Raw genomic sequence first — 15,515 nt, 5'->3', positions numbered from 1 at the left:
CAGGGATGTCCGGGGGCTTATTTTACATTCTGCGGGCTGAATTGGTCTGGCGGCTTATGGTAAAATCAGGTTACCGTGGTTTCTTTGGTGCGAGAACGTCCCTCCGGAAGAACTGCTGCGCAAGCGGGTAGGCGGGGTGGGGAGCATTCTGCAGACGTTGTTTCATATCGCCGATGTGGAATGGAGTTGGATCCGCGTCATCCAAGGGAAACCGGATTTTCAGGAAGATTTTAAGTCCTATATGACTTTGGAACGGGTGAGAAAACTTTCGGATTCATTTCACATCGAAGTGGAGGAATTCCTCCAGACCTGGACCCACGATATGGACGGTCTACTCGTCACCGATCCATGGGGTAGAGAGTTTACGCGAGGTGAAATTCTGCGACATGCCATCGCCCACGAAATTCATCTATCGGCCAGTTGTCCGTTTGGTCGCGGGAGTTGGGACTGGCGCCGGTTTCGCCTAATTTTATCGAACGGGGAATTCGTTAGCTTTTTTCGAAAAAAAGGGCATTCTACTCCATATATCCCTAATTATCGCATGTAGGAGGAAACGGCTTGAGACAGAACATTCAGGTGCCCTTTGGTTACGAGCCGCCGGCCCCGAGCCGCAAAGGGTCGCTGATTTATTATGATGCGTTCGAAAAGACTTCGGACGATGAGCTGCTTCGGGCTGCCGAGGAGGCGGAGAACCGCAAGTTTACGAAGCTGGTCCTCTATCCGCTGCATGAAGAAACGGTGAGACGGATGTCCAAAGATCCGGTCAGTCCTCTCTATCGCAGGGAGGATCGGCTTCATGCGTGGAAGCGGGAACAGGAGGGGACCCGGCTGGCCATCAGCGTGGAAGGCTGGGAAGGGAAGCGGAAAAAGTACACCCCTATCGACACGGCCCTTCGTCATTTGACGGAGGTTTATCCGGCTCCCCACTTCTTGTATGTGACGCCGGAGCTGGCCAACCAGTTTGCCTCCTTCTCTTCCTTTGAAGAGTGGATCGTCAAAATTCGGCTTGTGCTTGCGGCGGAGCCGGCCGATCCGCATCCGCGGCTGGTAAAGTTCAGTCATCGCTGGGACCTTGCCGGCGGGCGTTTAGATTCGCTGGATCACGTGTAATCCATACTCATCATACAGGAGGGAAGAGGATGAAATCGATCTGCGTGTTTGCCGGATCCAGGTTCGGCGAAGATGGGCAATACCGCGTAAAAGCGGAGCGGCTGGGGGAAGTCATGGCACAGCGGGGGTACCGCTTAATTTATGGGGGCTCAAGGCACGGGCTGATGGGCGCGGTGGCCGATGCGATCCTGACAGCCGGCGGCGAAGCGGTTGGCATCATGCCCTCCGGGTTGATTCACGGCGAGATGGCCCACCCCGGGCTGACGCAGTTTATCGAAGTCGAGGGCATGCACGCCCGCAAGGCGAAAATGAGTGAAATGGCGGACGGATTCATCGCTCTTCCCGGCGGATTCGGCACGCTGGAAGAGTTGTTTGAAGTGCTGTGCTGGCTGCAAATCGGCATTCATCAGAAGCCGGTTGGCGTTCTGAATGTACAGGGCTATTACGAGCCGCTGATGGAGTTGGTGCATTCCTGTGTCCGGTCGGGGTTTGTACATCCCGGGCACGAGGCTTTGATTAATCTGGCCGAGGAACCGGGGGAGTTGTTGTCCCGGATGGAACACTTCGTGCCGTCTATTGCGGAGAAGAAGTGGAAGCAGGAATGAGCCCATCCATCCTTGCCGGATAAAGGTTATCACGTTGAACACGGAGGCGATAGAATGGACGGGATACACACACAACATCGGAAAAGAAACCTTTGGATGATCGCCTGCCTGTTGCTGGCGCTCCTCTTGATCGGAGGGTGTTCCCCGAGGCAGGGGGCGGCGGAGCCTCCTTCACCTTCTGCAGGTGCAGGACACGGAACCGCCGGGAACGGGAACCCTCAGGGAGAAACCGCCCCTTCCGGCCCCGCTGCGCCGGAAGCGCCGGAGACACCGGAGGCACCGACCGATCCAACCGCAGAACTGCTGGCCCAAATGAGCACCGAAGAGAAAATCGGGCAGTTGGTTCTGGTGGGGATGGACGGTACTCAGCCGGACGACGCAACTCGCTCGCTGATTGAGGAGTATCACGTCGGGGGCTTTATTTTCTATAAGGATAATATCCAGGATGCCAAGCAGGCGCTTGAATTATTTAATGGCTTGAAAGCCGCCAACCATAACGAGAAGGTTCCGCTGTTTCTGAGCGTCGACGAGGAAGGCGGACGGGTGAGCCGCATGCCTGAAGAACTTGCGAAGCTTCCGGCCGCCCGCAAGATCGGCAATACCGGCAGCGAGGAGTTCGCCGGGCAAATTGGCGGCCTCCTTGGACGCGAGTTGGCCAGCTTTGGGCTCAATCTTGACTTTGCCCCGGTGCTTGATGTCAACAGCAACCCGGACAATCCGGTGATCGGGGATCGGGCATTCGGGACGAAGCCGGAGATCGTCAGTAAGATGGGCATCGCCGTCATGAAGGGGATTCGGGAGCAAGGCGTAATCCCGGTCGTGAAGCATTTTCCGGGGCATGGCGATACCTCGGTGGATTCGCATCTGGGGCTGCCGGTCGTTGAACATGACTTGACGCGGCTGCGGAAGCTGGAGCTGGTTCCCTTCAAACAGGCGATTCAAGAGGGGGCGGACGTCGTGATGATCGCTCATCTGCTAATGCCCAAGCTGGACCCTGATCACCCGGCCTCCTTCTCCAAGGCGGTCATTAACGATTTGTTGCGGCAGGAACTTGGGTATGAAGGCACGATCATTTCCGACGACATGACCATGGGGGCGGTTGTCGAACATTATGACATTCGCGATGCGGCCGTGAAGTTCGTTCAGGCTGGCGGGAATATCGTGCTGGTCGGCCATGATGAAGAGAAGGAAAAGCAGGTCCTTCAGGCGCTCCGCGATGCGGTCAGCTCCGGAGGGATTTCGGCGGAAATGCTGGATGAACGGGTTTATAACGTGTTGAAGTTGAAGGAGAAATATGCCCTTACCAACGAAGCGGCGCCAGGGCCCGATACGAAACGGTTGAATCGCGATATCGGCAATATCCTGAAGCCTTACGGGTTATGATCCTTCAAGCTCTCCGGGCGGTACTGGTACCGGTCCAAGTCAACACGACCGCCGGGGAGCACCTCCACCCCTTCCGCTTCCAGGTTCCACGTCTGTTCCTGTACAGCCGATTCCTCTTGCAGCGCAATTTCCCCCTTCCCATTGACGACACGGTGCCAGGGCAAGCCATATTTGCCGCTCATGCTATGAAGGATACGGACGACCTGTCTCGCGGCGCGGGGGCTCCCTGCAGCGGCGGCAATCTGTCCGTAGGTCATCACCTTACCTTGGGGGATGGCGGATATGATTTCAATCGTTCGTGCGGTAAACGGCTGCATGGCGTTAACTCCTTAATCCATACTAAGATATCTATACCGTTTTATACCATGTTGCCGCGACAAGTTCCAGCCTTTCGAATCCCGCGTCGCGTGGGGAGGGACTCGCGGCGACGGTAACTATCCGCCGGCCTGGAACGTATATTGGCCAAAGGCAGACGGGAGGGATGATCTCTTGCAGAAATGGGGGAAGCTTGGTTATCCGGAGAAATGGATCTTGTATGTCCTCTTGTTCATTTTTACGGTCATCGGGATGAAATATGTGATCGACACGCGGTTGCCGGGAGGCGGACGTCCGCCCTATTTGTTTCTGATCTGGAACGTGTTCCTGGCCTGGATTCCGCTGGGGTTGGCGGTTCTGCTTGATCTGATCAGCTTGTTAACCTCACGGACGGCTAGGCTTGGGTTAAGTGTGCCGGTGGGACTGCTGTGGCTGTTTTTTTATCCCAATGCCGCGTATTTAATTACCGATTTGCTGCACCCGTTTAACCGCTATCCAATTGCGGCGGGGACCCGGTTCTGGGAGGAAATGCCGTTCTGGGATCACCTCTTTACCTTGCTGTTCGCCGGATTGCTGGGCCTGGCGCTGGCGTCGATCTCCCTGGCGTCGGTGCATCAACTGGTGCGACAAGCGGGAGGCCGGCTAACCGGCTGGGCATTTGCCGTGATGGTGCTGCTGCTAAGCAGCTTCGGCATTTATCTCGGCCGCTTTATGCGCTGGAACAGTTGGGATCTGCTAAGACAACCGGGGGTTGTGCTCCGCGAAACGGCCCATTATTTTTCGGTTGCGGCGAATGTGGAGCATGCGCTGATCTTCTGCAAATGGATTTTTCTGATCACGTTCTTCTGTTATCTTATGCTTTATGGGGTTGCGAGCATTTTCCGCGCGTTGGAGCGGAACCGGGGGGAGCAAGCATGACGGAAATCAAGGAGCAACTGCGGCGGCGGTTTCCGGTGCTGGAGAGCGAACGGCTCACGCTGCGCCGGCTTCAGCCGAAGGATACGGCGGCGATGTTCCGCTGCATGTCTCATCCGGAGGTGCGTGCGTATACGGAGATCAACCCGGGCAAGCTGCTGTTTCCGGGCCGTTTATACCGCTATTTTGAGGAATCTTACCGATTTCTGCGGGATCTTCATTTTGCCGTGATCCGAAAAGAGGATGGAGATTGGATTGGGTTGTGCTCCCTGCAATATTGGGACGTGGAGGGCCAAAAAGCGCGGCTCGGCTATCTGATCTCTCCGGCGCATTGGAACCAGGGCTACGCAACCGAAGCTGCGGCAAGACTGCTCGATTTCGCTTTCGACACGCTGGGACTCGCCAGCGTAGAAGCGCGCTGCAGCCCGGATAATCCGGCCTCGGAGCGCGTTCTGAGGAAATGCGGCCTGCGGGAAGCCGGCACGATCTCCGCCGTCAGTCGAACGAGCCGGGGAGCGGGGCTGAAGAGGTATCTTGCGGAAAGGAAATCCCTTGAAATATAAGCGATCGCTTTTTGTTACACAAATGAAATATAGCTGTGATCAAACCCTAATAGAAAGGGGGTACACTTATTACATGACCCCCTTTTGAATATATATTTTCTCTTGGAACCCGGAGCGTGTGATGACGGGTTCTCTTTTTTTGTCTACAACGGAACGGTGACGCTCTGTTTGTTCTTGAAGTAGACCCATTCGTGAAAGCCGATCTCTTTGAGGCGCTGAGCGACTTCTTCCCATTCATCGCCAACCCGCGAGGGGGTGTGAGCGTCGGAACCAAAGGTCACGGAAACGCCGAAGTGGAGGGCCCGTTCGAGGATGGAATCGTCCGGGTACCAGCCTCCGCTTAGCTTCGTTTTGCCGGAGGTGTTGATCTCGATGGCAACCTTGTGCTCTGCGGCCGTTTTTAAGGTCTCGTCGATCGCCTGGGCCGCCGGAATGTCGGTAAATGCCGGGTAGTTGCCTTTCATTGCATCGATGTGTCCGAGAATCTGAAACATCCCGCTGCGTGCCGATTGGCGAATCAACGCGTAATAGGCCTCCTTGCTGGCTACCTTCTCCTCGCGGCTCAGCCCCTTCCAGCGGTTCTTATTGAAGATGCTCACCTCTCCAACGCTGTGCACCGAACCGATCACATAATCGAAAGGATACTGGTTTAGCGTATTCCGGTAAGCGCCCAAGTGTTCTGGGAAGAAATCGGATTCGATCCCAAGTAAAACATCGATGCGGCCAGCGTACTCCTGCTTCAGCTTCAGCACTTCCTCAACGTACCCGGCAAAAGCTTGTTTCCCCATGGCGATCCGGGGAAAAGGCTGATCCTCTTCGCGGCCGAAGTATGGCGTATGATCGCTGATTCCGATCACCGACAAACCGGCAGCCAGGCCGGCTTCGATATAATCGCGGATGTTCCCGTCGGCATGGCCGCAGCGAAAGTGATGGGTGTGAAGGTCGAATTTCATCGGGTAACTGCTCCTTTCTGGGATGGCGAGGGGCGCAATGGGGTGCCGATCTTCGCGTCCCGGGTTATTCCGAACTGATAAAGTGCGTTTCCGGCATGCCTTTGAGGTCGGCGAGAAACTGCTGCATCGCCGAATTGATGTAGCGGCTCGATTTGTAGATGACGCCAACCGGGTGCGTCACTTCGAGCTCCGGAATCGGAACCACCTTTAGCGTACCCTGTTTCAACTCGCGTAATATCGACTGCCGTGAAATGATCGCCGCGCCTAAATTGATCTCTACCATCCGTTTGACTTCTTCACTGCTGGAGAGCTCCATGACGATGTTCGGTTCGAGGTCGTGCTGTCGCAGGACCTCGTCGATAAACCGACGCCCGACCGTATCCGGGGATAACATGATAAGGGGAACGTCGCGCAGCGACTCGAGTGTGGGTGTAGGGTTGCCCGCCAAAGGGTGGCGCGGCGAAACGACGAATTCGAAGGTGTCGTAGTATAACACCGACGAGAGCACCTGGGGGTTATTTTCAATCAAATAGCCAATCCCGATGTCGACAAGCCCTTGCTCCACGTTTTGGTAAATCAAGCTGGAAGGCATGGATTGAATGGTCGTTTTGATCAGAGGGAACTGGTCTTGAAAGTACGACAAAATTCGCGGCAAAATTTGAATTGCGATGGATGTGGTGGTCCCTAACACGATATGGCCTTGCGGGGTATGTTCCATATCGGACAACTTCTGCTTAAGCTCTTCGACGATATCCAGAATTCGTTCGGCTTGCTCGAGGAATACCTGCCCCCGATCCGTCAGCGTGACCGGCTGGTTGCGGTCAACCAACACGGTGCGGAATTCATCCTCCAGACTTTTGATCTGGGCGGATACGGCAGGCTGGGTCAAGTTGAGCAACTCCCCGGCCTTTCGGAAGCTTTTCGTTTTGGATATGGTGATCAGCGTCTCCAATTGACTAATATTCACCAGAAGGCCTCCTTTCTTCCCGTCCTTGGGATCGCGCCGGTCCGGCGCTTTCCTCGTGATTTATTCATTATAGGGGAAGTTCCTTTGCTAAATCAACGTTACTGCAATTTACCAAGTTCGACAGAATCTCCCCCAGGGGGGCTGTTTAGGTCCTATCATTCGATTTTTAATGACTTATGTATAGGAATAAAGTATAATAAGATTTAACTAAAAGCTGGGTCTAATGTATCGTAAAGTTATTCTCCTAGTGAAAAGGGGCGCATAATTTTGAAAGCAGAAGTCATAAATCCTTTTCTTGAATCCGCGCGTTCGGTCATACAACAGGTTGTTCAAGTTTCTCCTTCCACCGGGAGTATGGGAGTCAAAGACGTAATGCCTGTACAGGATCATATATGGATTCAAATCGGGATGTCCGGCCACTTCAGTGGCATGGTTGTGTTCGGTTTGCAGGAAGCCGTAGCGCTTCGCATCGTATCCGCGATGATGGGCGGATTCGTCCTTACCGAAATGGATGAGATGGGACAAAGCGCGATATCGGAGTTGGGCAACATGATCAGCGGCAATGCCAGCACGATTTTGTCCAACCAGGGTTTCGCCGTGGACATCACGCCTCCTCAGGTCATCAAGACGGAGAATGCAACCGGGATGGGACCTCGCAAGGCGCTGTGCATTCCGTTATTGATGGACGGGATTGGCGAACTGGACATTCAGGTGATGATTTCTTAAGATATAGGCAGCAGGAAGCCAAGCGTAACGAGGCGGCAACAGCTTTTACCTTGAGCGTGAAATAAAGCAGTTGGAACATCGGGGAGTTGGGATGTAGCAGGGGGAGACGTCCGGTCCAGCAGGGTTTGCTGAGAGCAGGGGGAGACACCCGGTCCAGCAAGATCTGATGAGAGCAGGGTTTGCTGAAAGCAGGGTCTGGCTCGGGTTGGTTTAGGTTAGCATAGCTTGGCATAGCTTAGACTAGCTTGGTCGGGTTGGCTTGGCTTGGCTTCGCTTCGAGTTGCTGAATCAGCTAACGGAACGTATAGCCCTTATCTGTCCATTTCCTCACGATTTCCCGATTTAACGGAATCAGGAGCCCTTATTGGGCTCTATTCGTGGTTATACGGCCACTTATTTTATAAATAAGGGCGTCTCGTTCCGTTATACCGGGGGGTGCCCCGAAACTGTGGCAATAGCGTCTCTGAGTTCCGTTAGCAGCGGGAGCGTACGTTTGAGGGACGCGAGCGGGCGGAGGGACCGGGTGAGTTCAAGATTAGATGTCGAATCTACCGCATGGCCTGCTTCGTGATCCGAAGATGACGGTTTGAACAACCTTTTTTGAAGGGAAGTTAGGAGAGTATGTCGTTAGCGGGTAAAATCGTCGTCGTCACCGGCGCATCCAGCGGGATCGGCGCCCTTGCGGCACAAATGATGTCGGAGCGCGGGGCTGTAGTTGTCTTGGCTGCTCGAAACACGGACAAGTTGAAGCAGGTCGCAGCCAGAATGGCGGGGCCGTATCTAAGGCTTGAGATGGATGTCGGCAGCGATACTTCGGTCAACGAAGGCATCGCACGGGTGCTGACGGAGTTTGGAAGAGTGGATGTCCTCATCAACAATGCGGGATACGGCAAATTCGAGTATCTGGACCAGATGCCGGTGTCTGAATTTGTTGAGATGATGAACGTGAATTACATAGGGATGGTTCGATGCACCAAGGCGGTACTTCCTTCCATGAAGGCAGCCCGGTCCGGACGGATCGTCAATGTGGCCTCGATCGCCGGCAAGATCGGCACGGCCAAATCGACGGCTTATACCGCAACGAAGCATGCCGTCGTGGGCTTCGGCAGCGCGCTTCGCCAGGAGGTTCGGGAGTACGGGATTACGGTGTCAACCATCAATCCGGGCCCGATCGATACGCCATTTTTTGAAATTGCCGACCCCGGCGGCGGGTACGTCAAGAATGTGCGATGGATGATGTTGAAGCCTATGCGAGTTGCGAAAGCGATGGTGAAGGCGGCGGAAAAAGGCACGACCGAAACGAACCTGCCCTGGATCGCCGGAGTAGGGGCCAAATGGTACCAGATGTTCCCGAGCCTGGCGGATCGCTTAAGCTATCGGATATTGAATAAGAAATAGCCTGCCTGTGAAGGCGGGCTTTTTGTTTGCGGATCGAATCAGGCAGTTATGGAGGGTTGCGGAAGCGAGTCGCCCCCCTGGAGACGAGTTGGAAGGACTAATGTTGAAATTTAGACAACATTTTTGATGTGTTCCGATCCATTTTGGCCGAAATGTTGCAAAAAGTGCAGCATTTTAATCGTATCAGGTAAGTTTGAGCGTGAAATGTTGTACAAAATGCAAGATTTCGTGGGGGACAGCCCGTTATGCACTTAAAATGCTGTATAAATTGCAACATTTCGGAACGAGTGGGGCAATGTCCGCCTCCAGAACCCGGTAAATTGAAGCATTGATTTGTTGTGACTCATGCTTATCGCATATAATGAAAATATTGGCATGGGACAACAAGTAATATGAAAATAAAGGATGAAAATTCGAAATGACAAAACCGACATTTGCCGGGCTGGGGATCGGCGAACAGCTGACGGCCGCCTTGCTGGATTACGGAATATCGGAGCCGTCGCCGGTTCAGGCGGAGTGTATCCCCGCGGCACTGGAAGGCCGGGATATCCTGGCGCAGTCGCAGACGGGCACTGGAAAAACGCTGGCTTACTTGCTGCCGTTGCTGCAGCGAGTATCCCCTGCGGATAAATCGTTACAGGGGTTGATTCTGGCTCCGACGCAGGAGCTGGCGATGCAAATCCAGCGGGAAGCGGAGAAGTACGGCGAGCCGCTGGGGATCAAAACCCAGGCGCTCATCGGCGGCGCGGCCATCAAACGACAGCTGGAGAAGCTGAGGCTGCATCCTCAGCTTGTTGTGGGCACGCCGGGACGAATCCGCGAGATATTGGCGCTCCGCAAGCTGAAGCTGCATACGCTGCGCACCGTTGTCGTCGACGAGGTGGACCAGATGTTCCAGCTCGGCGGTACGGCGGACGTAGAACACATCTTGCGCGGGACGTTGCGGGACCGCCAGCTGATGTTCCTGTCAGCGACGATCAACCCGGACATTCGCTCGTTGGCGGCAAAAGAGATGAAGGAGCCGCTGGAGATCGGGATCGAACCGGAGCAACGAACGTCCAAAACCGTGGAGCATCTGTACTTCGTATGCGAAGCGCGGGACAAGATCGATATGCTGCGGCGGATTGTGCGCCACTTCGAACCGGAGCGGACGATTGCCTTTATTAATAATACCGATCAGATCGCCGAGGTCGAGGGGAAGATGAATTATGTCGGCCTCAGCGCCGGGGCCTTGTACGGGGATGCGGACAAGACACAGCGCAGTTTAACGCTGAAGCGATTCCGCGAAGGCAAGATTCGTGTGCTTGTGGCCAGCGATGTCGCAGCCCGCGGGTTGGACATTGAGGATCTGGCGCTGGTCGTCAACCTGGATCCGCCGATCGATGCCGAGCATTATGTACACCGGGCCGGCCGGACCGGCCGAATGGGGCGGAAAGGATTGGCCGTCTCGATCATTACACCGCAGGAGGAGTTCATCATGCGCAAGTTCTCCCGTGAGCTTGGCATTGAGATGAATCCTAGGGCGTTGTACGGGGGCAAGCTGGCGGACGCCGGAACGGATGCCCAAGGCGGCAACCCGGGTAAGCCCGGCAAGCCCGGCAAGCCTGGTAAGCGGACACGTCCGTCCGGCCTTGGCAAAGCGGGGGCAGAACCAACACCCCCTCGCCCGACCAGCTCGCAGGCCACAACGAGTCGTCTAGCCAGGGACGGGGACTGGGACGAGAACAGCAGACGGGCAGGCACGCCTGCGCAAATTTCCGGCCGGTCGGACAACCGGGCGGCTTCCGGCGGCGGCGGACAACGCAAGGCATCACCGCCCGCTGAACGGAAGAAGGAGCGTCTCCAGGACCGGAAGAATAAGGGCGCTCCGAAATGGTTGAAAAATAAGCCGCCGCGCAGTTAGGCGGATCGTGGGAGGCGTTACGTTTGAGTGGAAGTGAACTGCCCGTATTGCAGGTCGAGGAGCTGAGCGGAGGCTACAGCTTGGGGCGGCCTGTGCTTCACGACATCAGCTTCGAGGTGAAGCCGGGGGAATTGGTCGGGCTGATCGGGTTGAACGGGGCCGGCAAAAGCACGACCATGAAGCATATTCTTGGGCTTATGGCGCCGCATCGGGGCGAGATTCTGATCTCCGGCAACACCCGCAGCGAAGCGCCGGAGGCCTATCAGTCGCAGTTGGCCTTCGTTCCCGAATCGCCGCTGTTATACGAGGAACTAACGGTTCGGGAACATCTGGAGTTCGCGGCGCGAGCTTACGGCGTGGAGCCGGAGGCTTACCGGGAACGGGCGAACCGCTTGCTGAAGCTGTTCCACATGGAGGAGAAGGCGGACAGCCTGTCCGCCCATCTCTCCAAAGGGATGAAGCAGAAAGTCATGATTATGTGCGCATTTGTCGCCCGGCCGCCGCTGTATATTATCGATGAGCCTTTTCTCGGATTGGACCCGCTTGGCATCCGGTCGCTGCTGGATTTTATGCTGGAGATGAAGCAGAGCGGCGCATCGATTCTGTTAAGCTCGCATATTCTGTCGACGATCGAAAATTACTGCGATCGCTTTATCGTCCTGCACCGGGGGAGGGTGCTGGCCCAAGGGACGCTGGCCGACATCGGGAAGCAGGCGCAAGTCTCGGGAGCTTCGCTGGAGCAAATGTTCTACGCCTTAGTGAAGGACGGCGAGTAACGATGGAGCTTCGAACGCTGCGGAGCCGGCGGAAAGCAGCCTTCTGGGGCAAAGTGCTCCCGTATTTGCCCTATGTATTTCAAAGCGGCGTTGCCGTGCTGCTGCTCCTGCTCATCATCGCTTTTTCGGCCTGGTACACGGCCTTTCTGCAGAACATTCCGCCCGGCTTGCCGATTCGCTGGCTGATGCTGCTGCTCTGGGGCCCATTAACCGTGTATGCCGGTTTTCGAACCTATGCACAGCCGGCGGACGTCATTTTTCTGCTGCCGCAGGAGACGAAGATGTCTGCCTACCTCACCCCGGCCTATCGGAACGGACTGATCTATAAGCTGATTGGACTCTATCTCGTAGTCCTGTTGTCTTGGCCGCTATATCAGCGCAGCGGTGACGGCGGGGTCATCCAGCCCCTTTGGCTGATGCTCCTTGTCCTGCTGCTGCTTAAGACGTTAAGCGCCTACGGGGCCTGGCAGGAGCTGCGAATCACGACGTCCCGGGCCAGAGCCGGGTTTCGTTTGCTTCGCTGGTGCTTCCTGCTGTTGATGACCGCGGCCTGGATCTGGCAGCCCGCCTGGAAAAGCGCCTTGTTCACCGTGCTCGTCAGCCTCAATTATGCCCTGATTTTACGGTTCCCGATGAAGCATAAGCTCCCCTGGGACAACCTGATCGCCGCCGAACGTTCGGCAGCCGCCCGGGTGATGCTGATGCTCGGCTGGTTCGTGGATGTGCCGGCCGAAGGGCAGAAGGTCATTCGCCGCCGCTGGTTGTCCGGGGTCGGAAACGGAATACCGTGGCAGCCGTCGGAGGCTTACCGGTATTTACTGGTCAAGACGTTTGTCCGGAGTGAACTCCTAGGCATCGTCCTCCGTTTAACGCTTCTGGGCATGGTCCTCACAGGATGGAACGATACGTCCTGGCTGGGGCCGGTGATCCATTTGCTGTTTGTGTTCCTGGCAGGCACGCAGCTGGCCTCCTTGCGCCAGGTTCATCGGGATTCACCGGCCGCCTCCTTCTATCCGCTGCCTGCCGGCGCGCGGAAGGCAGCGGCACTGCGCCTCTGCTCCCGGCTGCTGCTTGCAATCACCGTGCTGTTATGGCTGCCGATGGCTGTCATTCCCGGCGGAGACGCCGTATTGACGTTCGGCTCCCTGGCTGCGGGCCTCTTGCTGGCATGGGGGCTGCGCTCCGCCTGGAGGCGCAGATGGCACGAAGAAGAGGATGACGAGGAATAACAAAACGGACCGCTTCCCTTAACGGGAACGGTCCGTTTTTGGATTGAATCACTGACTACAGGATGGAACGGCTAACGATAACCAACAGGATAAAGAGAACCAGGATTACCCCTGTGCTCGTGAACAGGCCGCCGTAGCCGCCTCTGACTTCCTCAACTCCGCTCATTTTCATTCCCCTTTCCCATTCGGCGTTGTGTGGTCGTACACCGTATTGTATGAGAGGGGGTGTCAGCGTGCGTGGGCCATCATGCCCTTCTTCTGCCGGTCAGACGCCTATTTGCCTTGAAGGTCTTGAACGCCTTGGTAAATCAGATCGAACAGTTCCTCCAGATTCTCCTCAGCGATGCAGGAGAAGGCGATCCGCAAGTCGGCGTCGCCGAGGGCGATCGTGCCGATGCCGTATTGCTGGATCAGATGCTGGCGGAGCGCTTCAGCTTCTACGGTCTTGAGTTTGAGGCACATAAAATAACCGGAATTAAACGGATAGTACGCCCAAACGTCTCCGTATTTGCCGCTGTCGAGCAAAGCCTTAACCTTGTTGGCTCGGCCTTTCATAACTTGGAATTTCGCTTCCTTTTGAGCCGCGAATTCCGGTGATTTCAACGCGTGCAGGACGAAGGTTTGCGACGGATGGGCACCGCTGGAGATGGTGGCCCGGATGATCCCCAGCGTTTTTTGCTCCAGAGCGGCCAGCAGCGCTGGATCCTCGGCGGCATAGGTGATAAACCCGACGCGGAATCCCCAGACGTATTCCTCCTTCGTTGCACCGTCAACCTTGATTGGCAAGATGCGCGGATGCAGGCCGGCCAGTTGACCGAATAAGGACTCTTTCAGCGAATCCTCGAAGAACAATCCGTAATAGGCGTCATCGGTGACGACAACCACGTTGATTCCTTCTTCGGCGGCTGCCTGAACCGCAGCAACGATCTCCCCGCCTTCCTTGGCACCCGGCGTATATCCGGTCGGATTGTTCGGGAAGTTCAAGATGACGATCGCCTTGCCTTTCCCTTTCTGGGCCAGCAGCGCTTCGCGCAGCCCGGCGCTGTTGAACTTCATGTCCTCGGTGAACAGCGGGAAATTGATAATGTCGGCATGGCGGCGGATGCCGAAAGTGAGCTCGTAATTCTCCCAGTTCTTGTCCGGATAAATGACGGCGTCACCTTCGTCGACGAACAGGTCGGCGACGATGCTGAGCCCGTGGGTCAGCGCGTTCGTCACGATCGGTTGGCCGAAGCTCTTGCCGGTGAGCGACGGGTTCTCCTGGACCATTTTTTCGCGCCAAACGCTGCGCAGCTCAGGTTTGCCGGCCGGCGGGGCATAAGGGTACAAATCCTGCGGTTTATAGGCGGATAACGTGTCTTGAATGGCTGCCAGATGCATCGGACCGCCGTCTTCGATGGCGATGCCGATCGTAGCGTTATATTTCTTGGCGTGGGCCGAAGCTTCGGCGGATTGGCTCAGGATGCCTTCCTTCGGGAAATAAATTTCCTTGCCCAGCGTTGACAGCATGTCATACACGTGCCTATTGCCAGATTTGACGCTCTCGTTTAACTGCTCCGCGAGTGGGTTCATCACATTCATCCTTCCAAATCGGTTTGATATTTTAGGACAGTACCGTCTTAAATTGCTTAAACTGCCTAACATTATATCATTTCGATCCGGGCACGTCACGGTGAAATAACGAGGTTCATGGCCTAATTTTCGCGGTGGGCCGGACAGTATTTCTTCATCAGAGCCAGCGTTTCCACATCCAGCTCGCCCCCTCGATGTTCCAAACCGGAAGTCACTGCGGACAACTTCGGTTCCTTCAGGTTTTGCCCGAATTTGAATTTGGCGCTGATCGCTTCGGGGACGATTCGACATAACGCTACCGCCTTCAGTTCTCCGGCATAATCGGGATCCTTCGGGGTGATTGCCGCATAGCCGCCCTCAGGCTGCAGCTTCTCCATAAACAAGGTGAACGCATGAGCTTTCTCTTCCAGATCCACCACTTTTTCGACCCGGCCGCGCACCATCACGCTTTTAAAATAGGCCGTAGCCGGGCAAGCCTGCTTGGGATCGGTGAAATACGACGGAATGATCGCATACTCCTTAGCCACGGTGAAGCTGACCCGGGGATCCCGGGCGAGATGCTTCATCTTCTCCCCTGCCAGGCTGCCGTGAAAATAGAAATGCTCACCGTCATATACAAAGTTCAGCGGTGTAACCCGGCTCCAACCGTCCTCGCCTACGGTTCCGAGAAACCCGAAGGTCATCTCCTGTAAAAACTCGCGAATTTCGGTTTCTTCTGTGACTTCAAATTCTTTTCTGCGCATTTCCGTTCCCCCCTCATTTCATTGACTCCCAGCTTACGCCGGAAATTGACAAGAAAAAAGAACCAATTTAGATTAATTTTATGGGTCCATTTAAAAAGATCGCCGATAGTGGCAGAAGTGGAGGGGCTTGGGGTGACGGACTTTACGATCCCGCTGGCTTCGTTCAGCGAGAAATACCGATACAAATATTTGGCCGTGTATCATGCGATTCGCGCGGCGATTCTCGACGGCACGCTGCCGGAGGGGACGCGGTTGCCAGCTACCCGGGAGCTGGCCGAATTGTACGGCCTGTCCCGGGGGAGCGTCTCGCAGGCGTACGACATGCTGCACGCCGACGGTTACGTGCGGACCGCGGTC

At 55.7% G+C, this 15,515-nt stretch carries 17 protein-coding genes and 1 pseudogene; 12 read left to right on the top strand and 6 right to left on the bottom strand.

What is annotated here, in order from left to right; all coding sequences use genetic code 11:
• Positions 1-40: 40 nt before the first annotated feature.
• From BN3795_RS03090 to nagZ, 4 genes and pseudogenes are all read left to right on the top strand, one after another.
• Positions 41-492 (top strand): annotated as a pseudogene (locus BN3795_RS03090) (DinB family protein).
• Positions 493-558: 66 nt separating this feature from the next.
• Complete coding sequence (locus tag BN3795_RS03085; RefSeq protein WP_068783294.1) at positions 559-1,110, top strand: hypothetical protein; 552 nt, start codon at positions 559-561, stop codon at positions 1,108-1,110.
• A gap of 29 nt (positions 1,111-1,139) precedes the next feature.
• Complete coding sequence (locus BN3795_RS03080; RefSeq protein WP_068783293.1) at positions 1,140-1,715, top strand: LOG family protein; 576 nt, start codon at positions 1,140-1,142, stop codon at positions 1,713-1,715.
• A 54-nt stretch (positions 1,716-1,769) separates the two neighbouring features.
• Entirely contained in the window at positions 1,770-3,098 is a 1,329-nt protein-coding gene (gene nagZ / locus BN3795_RS03075) for a beta-N-acetylhexosaminidase (protein ID WP_232729840.1), read from the top strand.
• Here nagZ and BN3795_RS03070 read toward each other — a convergent pair.
• Entirely contained in the window at positions 3,086-3,415 is a 330-nt protein-coding gene (locus BN3795_RS03070) for an MGMT family protein (RefSeq protein WP_068783291.1), read from the bottom strand. The two genes, nagZ and BN3795_RS03070, sit on opposite strands and share 13 nt — an antisense overlap.
• Positions 3,416-3,587: 172 nt before the next feature.
• On the opposite strand from BN3795_RS03070, the gene BN3795_RS03065 reads away from it, so the two are divergent.
• Together BN3795_RS03065 and BN3795_RS03060 are read left to right on the top strand one after the other, a co-directional pair.
• Positions 3,588-4,331 (top strand): DUF1361 domain-containing protein, encoded by a 744-nt coding sequence (locus BN3795_RS03065; RefSeq protein ID WP_068783290.1) that lies wholly within the window; start codon positions 3,588-3,590, stop codon positions 4,329-4,331.
• Positions 4,328-4,891 (top strand): GNAT family N-acetyltransferase, encoded by a 564-nt coding sequence (locus BN3795_RS03060; protein ID WP_068783289.1) that lies wholly within the window; start codon positions 4,328-4,330, stop codon positions 4,889-4,891. The genes BN3795_RS03065 and BN3795_RS03060 overlap by 4 nt, the downstream gene beginning before the upstream one ends.
• Positions 4,892-5,034: 143 nt before the next feature.
• On the opposite strand, the gene BN3795_RS03055 is transcribed toward BN3795_RS03060, so the two are convergent.
• Both BN3795_RS03055 and BN3795_RS03050 read right to left on the bottom strand, forming a co-directional pair.
• On the bottom strand, positions 5,035-5,844 hold the full coding sequence (locus BN3795_RS03055) for a histidinol-phosphatase (RefSeq protein WP_068783288.1): 810 nt from the start codon (positions 5,842-5,844) through the stop codon (positions 5,035-5,037).
• A gap of 64 nt (positions 5,845-5,908) precedes the next feature.
• Positions 5,909-6,811: a LysR family transcriptional regulator gene (locus BN3795_RS03050; RefSeq protein WP_068783287.1), complete on the bottom strand. Its 903-nt coding sequence runs from the start codon at positions 6,809-6,811 to the stop codon at positions 5,909-5,911.
• A 267-nt stretch (positions 6,812-7,078) separates the two neighbouring features.
• Here BN3795_RS03050 and BN3795_RS03045 point away from each other — a divergent pair, with 267 nt between their 5' ends.
• From BN3795_RS03045 to BN3795_RS03025, 5 genes are all read left to right on the top strand, one after another.
• Positions 7,079-7,537, top strand: a complete 459-nt coding sequence (locus BN3795_RS03045) for a chemotaxis protein CheX (protein ID WP_068783286.1) — start codon at positions 7,079-7,081, stop codon at positions 7,535-7,537.
• 621 nt (positions 7,538-8,158) lie between these two features.
• Positions 8,159-8,935: an SDR family NAD(P)-dependent oxidoreductase gene (locus tag BN3795_RS03040; protein WP_068783285.1), complete on the top strand. Its 777-nt coding sequence runs from the start codon at positions 8,159-8,161 to the stop codon at positions 8,933-8,935.
• A gap of 418 nt (positions 8,936-9,353) precedes the next feature.
• A complete protein-coding gene (locus BN3795_RS03035; RefSeq protein ID WP_068783284.1) occupies positions 9,354-10,838 on the top strand; it encodes a DEAD/DEAH box helicase in 1,485 nt (494 codons plus the stop codon).
• Between the two features lie 23 nt (positions 10,839-10,861).
• On the top strand, positions 10,862-11,614 hold the full coding sequence (locus tag BN3795_RS03030) for an ABC transporter ATP-binding protein (RefSeq protein WP_068783283.1): 753 nt from the start codon (positions 10,862-10,864) through the stop codon (positions 11,612-11,614).
• Between the two features lie 2 nt (positions 11,615-11,616).
• The gene (locus tag BN3795_RS03025; RefSeq protein WP_068783282.1) at positions 11,617-12,843 is read left to right on the top strand and encodes an ABC transporter permease; all 1,227 of its coding nucleotides are present in this window, start codon (positions 11,617-11,619) and stop codon (positions 12,841-12,843) included.
• A 55-nt stretch (positions 12,844-12,898) separates the two neighbouring features.
• Here the strand turns inward: BN3795_RS03025 and BN3795_RS25795 are convergent, their stop codons facing one another.
• From BN3795_RS25795 to BN3795_RS03015, 3 genes are all read right to left on the bottom strand, one after another.
• A complete protein-coding gene (locus tag BN3795_RS25795; RefSeq protein WP_222860910.1) occupies positions 12,899-13,009 on the bottom strand; it encodes a YjcZ family sporulation protein in 111 nt (36 codons plus the stop codon).
• 107 nt (positions 13,010-13,116) lie between these two features.
• On the bottom strand, positions 13,117-14,415 hold the full coding sequence (locus tag BN3795_RS03020; RefSeq protein WP_068783281.1) for an aminotransferase class I/II-fold pyridoxal phosphate-dependent enzyme: 1,299 nt from the start codon (positions 14,413-14,415) through the stop codon (positions 13,117-13,119).
• 122 nt (positions 14,416-14,537) lie between these two features.
• A complete protein-coding gene (locus BN3795_RS03015; protein WP_068783280.1) occupies positions 14,538-15,158 on the bottom strand; it encodes a pyridoxamine 5'-phosphate oxidase family protein in 621 nt (206 codons plus the stop codon).
• 132 nt (positions 15,159-15,290) lie between these two features.
• On the opposite strand from BN3795_RS03015, the gene BN3795_RS03010 reads away from it, so the two are divergent.
• Positions 15,291-15,515, top strand: a 225-nt coding sequence (locus BN3795_RS03010) for a GntR family transcriptional regulator (protein WP_198524633.1), incomplete at its 3' end; no start/stop codon positions are given.

Source organism: Paenibacillus phocaeensis (genome assembly GCF_900021165.1).
Taxonomy (GTDB): Bacteria; Bacillota; Bacilli; order Paenibacillales; family Paenibacillaceae; genus Fontibacillus; species Fontibacillus phocaensis.
The sequence above is the reverse complement of the archived record's forward strand: the minus strand, read 5'-3'. Positions and strand labels throughout refer to the sequence as shown.

What these genes read in the sequence shown, in the direction of transcription:
- BN3795_RS03070 (WP_068783291.1), bottom strand. Translation starts at nt 3,415, where the DNA reads ATGCAGCCGTTTACCGCACGAACGATTGAAATCATATCCGCCATCCCC.
- BN3795_RS03060 (WP_068783289.1), top strand. Translation starts at nt 4,328, where the DNA reads ATGACGGAAATCAAGGAGCAACTGCGGCGGCGGTTTCCGGTGCTGGAG.
- BN3795_RS03035 (WP_068783284.1), top strand. Translation starts at nt 9,354, where the DNA reads ATGACAAAACCGACATTTGCCGGGCTGGGGATCGGCGAACAGCTGACG.
- BN3795_RS03040 (WP_068783285.1), top strand. Translation starts at nt 8,159, where the DNA reads ATGTCGTTAGCGGGTAAAATCGTCGTCGTCACCGGCGCATCCAGCGGG.
- BN3795_RS03020 (WP_068783281.1), bottom strand. Translation starts at nt 14,415, where the DNA reads ATGAACCCACTCGCGGAGCAGTTAAACGAGAGCGTCAAATCTGGCAAT.
- nagZ (WP_232729840.1), top strand. Translation starts at nt 1,770, where the DNA reads ATGGACGGGATACACACACAACATCGGAAAAGAAACCTTTGGATGATC.
- BN3795_RS03055 (WP_068783288.1), bottom strand. Translation starts at nt 5,844, where the DNA reads ATGAAATTCGACCTTCACACCCATCACTTTCGCTGCGGCCATGCCGAC.
- BN3795_RS03015 (WP_068783280.1), bottom strand. Translation starts at nt 15,158, where the DNA reads ATGCGCAGAAAAGAATTTGAAGTCACAGAAGAAACCGAAATTCGCGAG.
- BN3795_RS25795 (WP_222860910.1), bottom strand. Translation starts at nt 13,009, where the DNA reads ATGAGCGGAGTTGAGGAAGTCAGAGGCGGCTACGGCGGCCTGTTCACG.
- BN3795_RS03025 (WP_068783282.1), top strand. Translation starts at nt 11,617, where the DNA reads ATGGAGCTTCGAACGCTGCGGAGCCGGCGGAAAGCAGCCTTCTGGGGC.
- BN3795_RS03080 (WP_068783293.1), top strand. Translation starts at nt 1,140, where the DNA reads ATGAAATCGATCTGCGTGTTTGCCGGATCCAGGTTCGGCGAAGATGGG.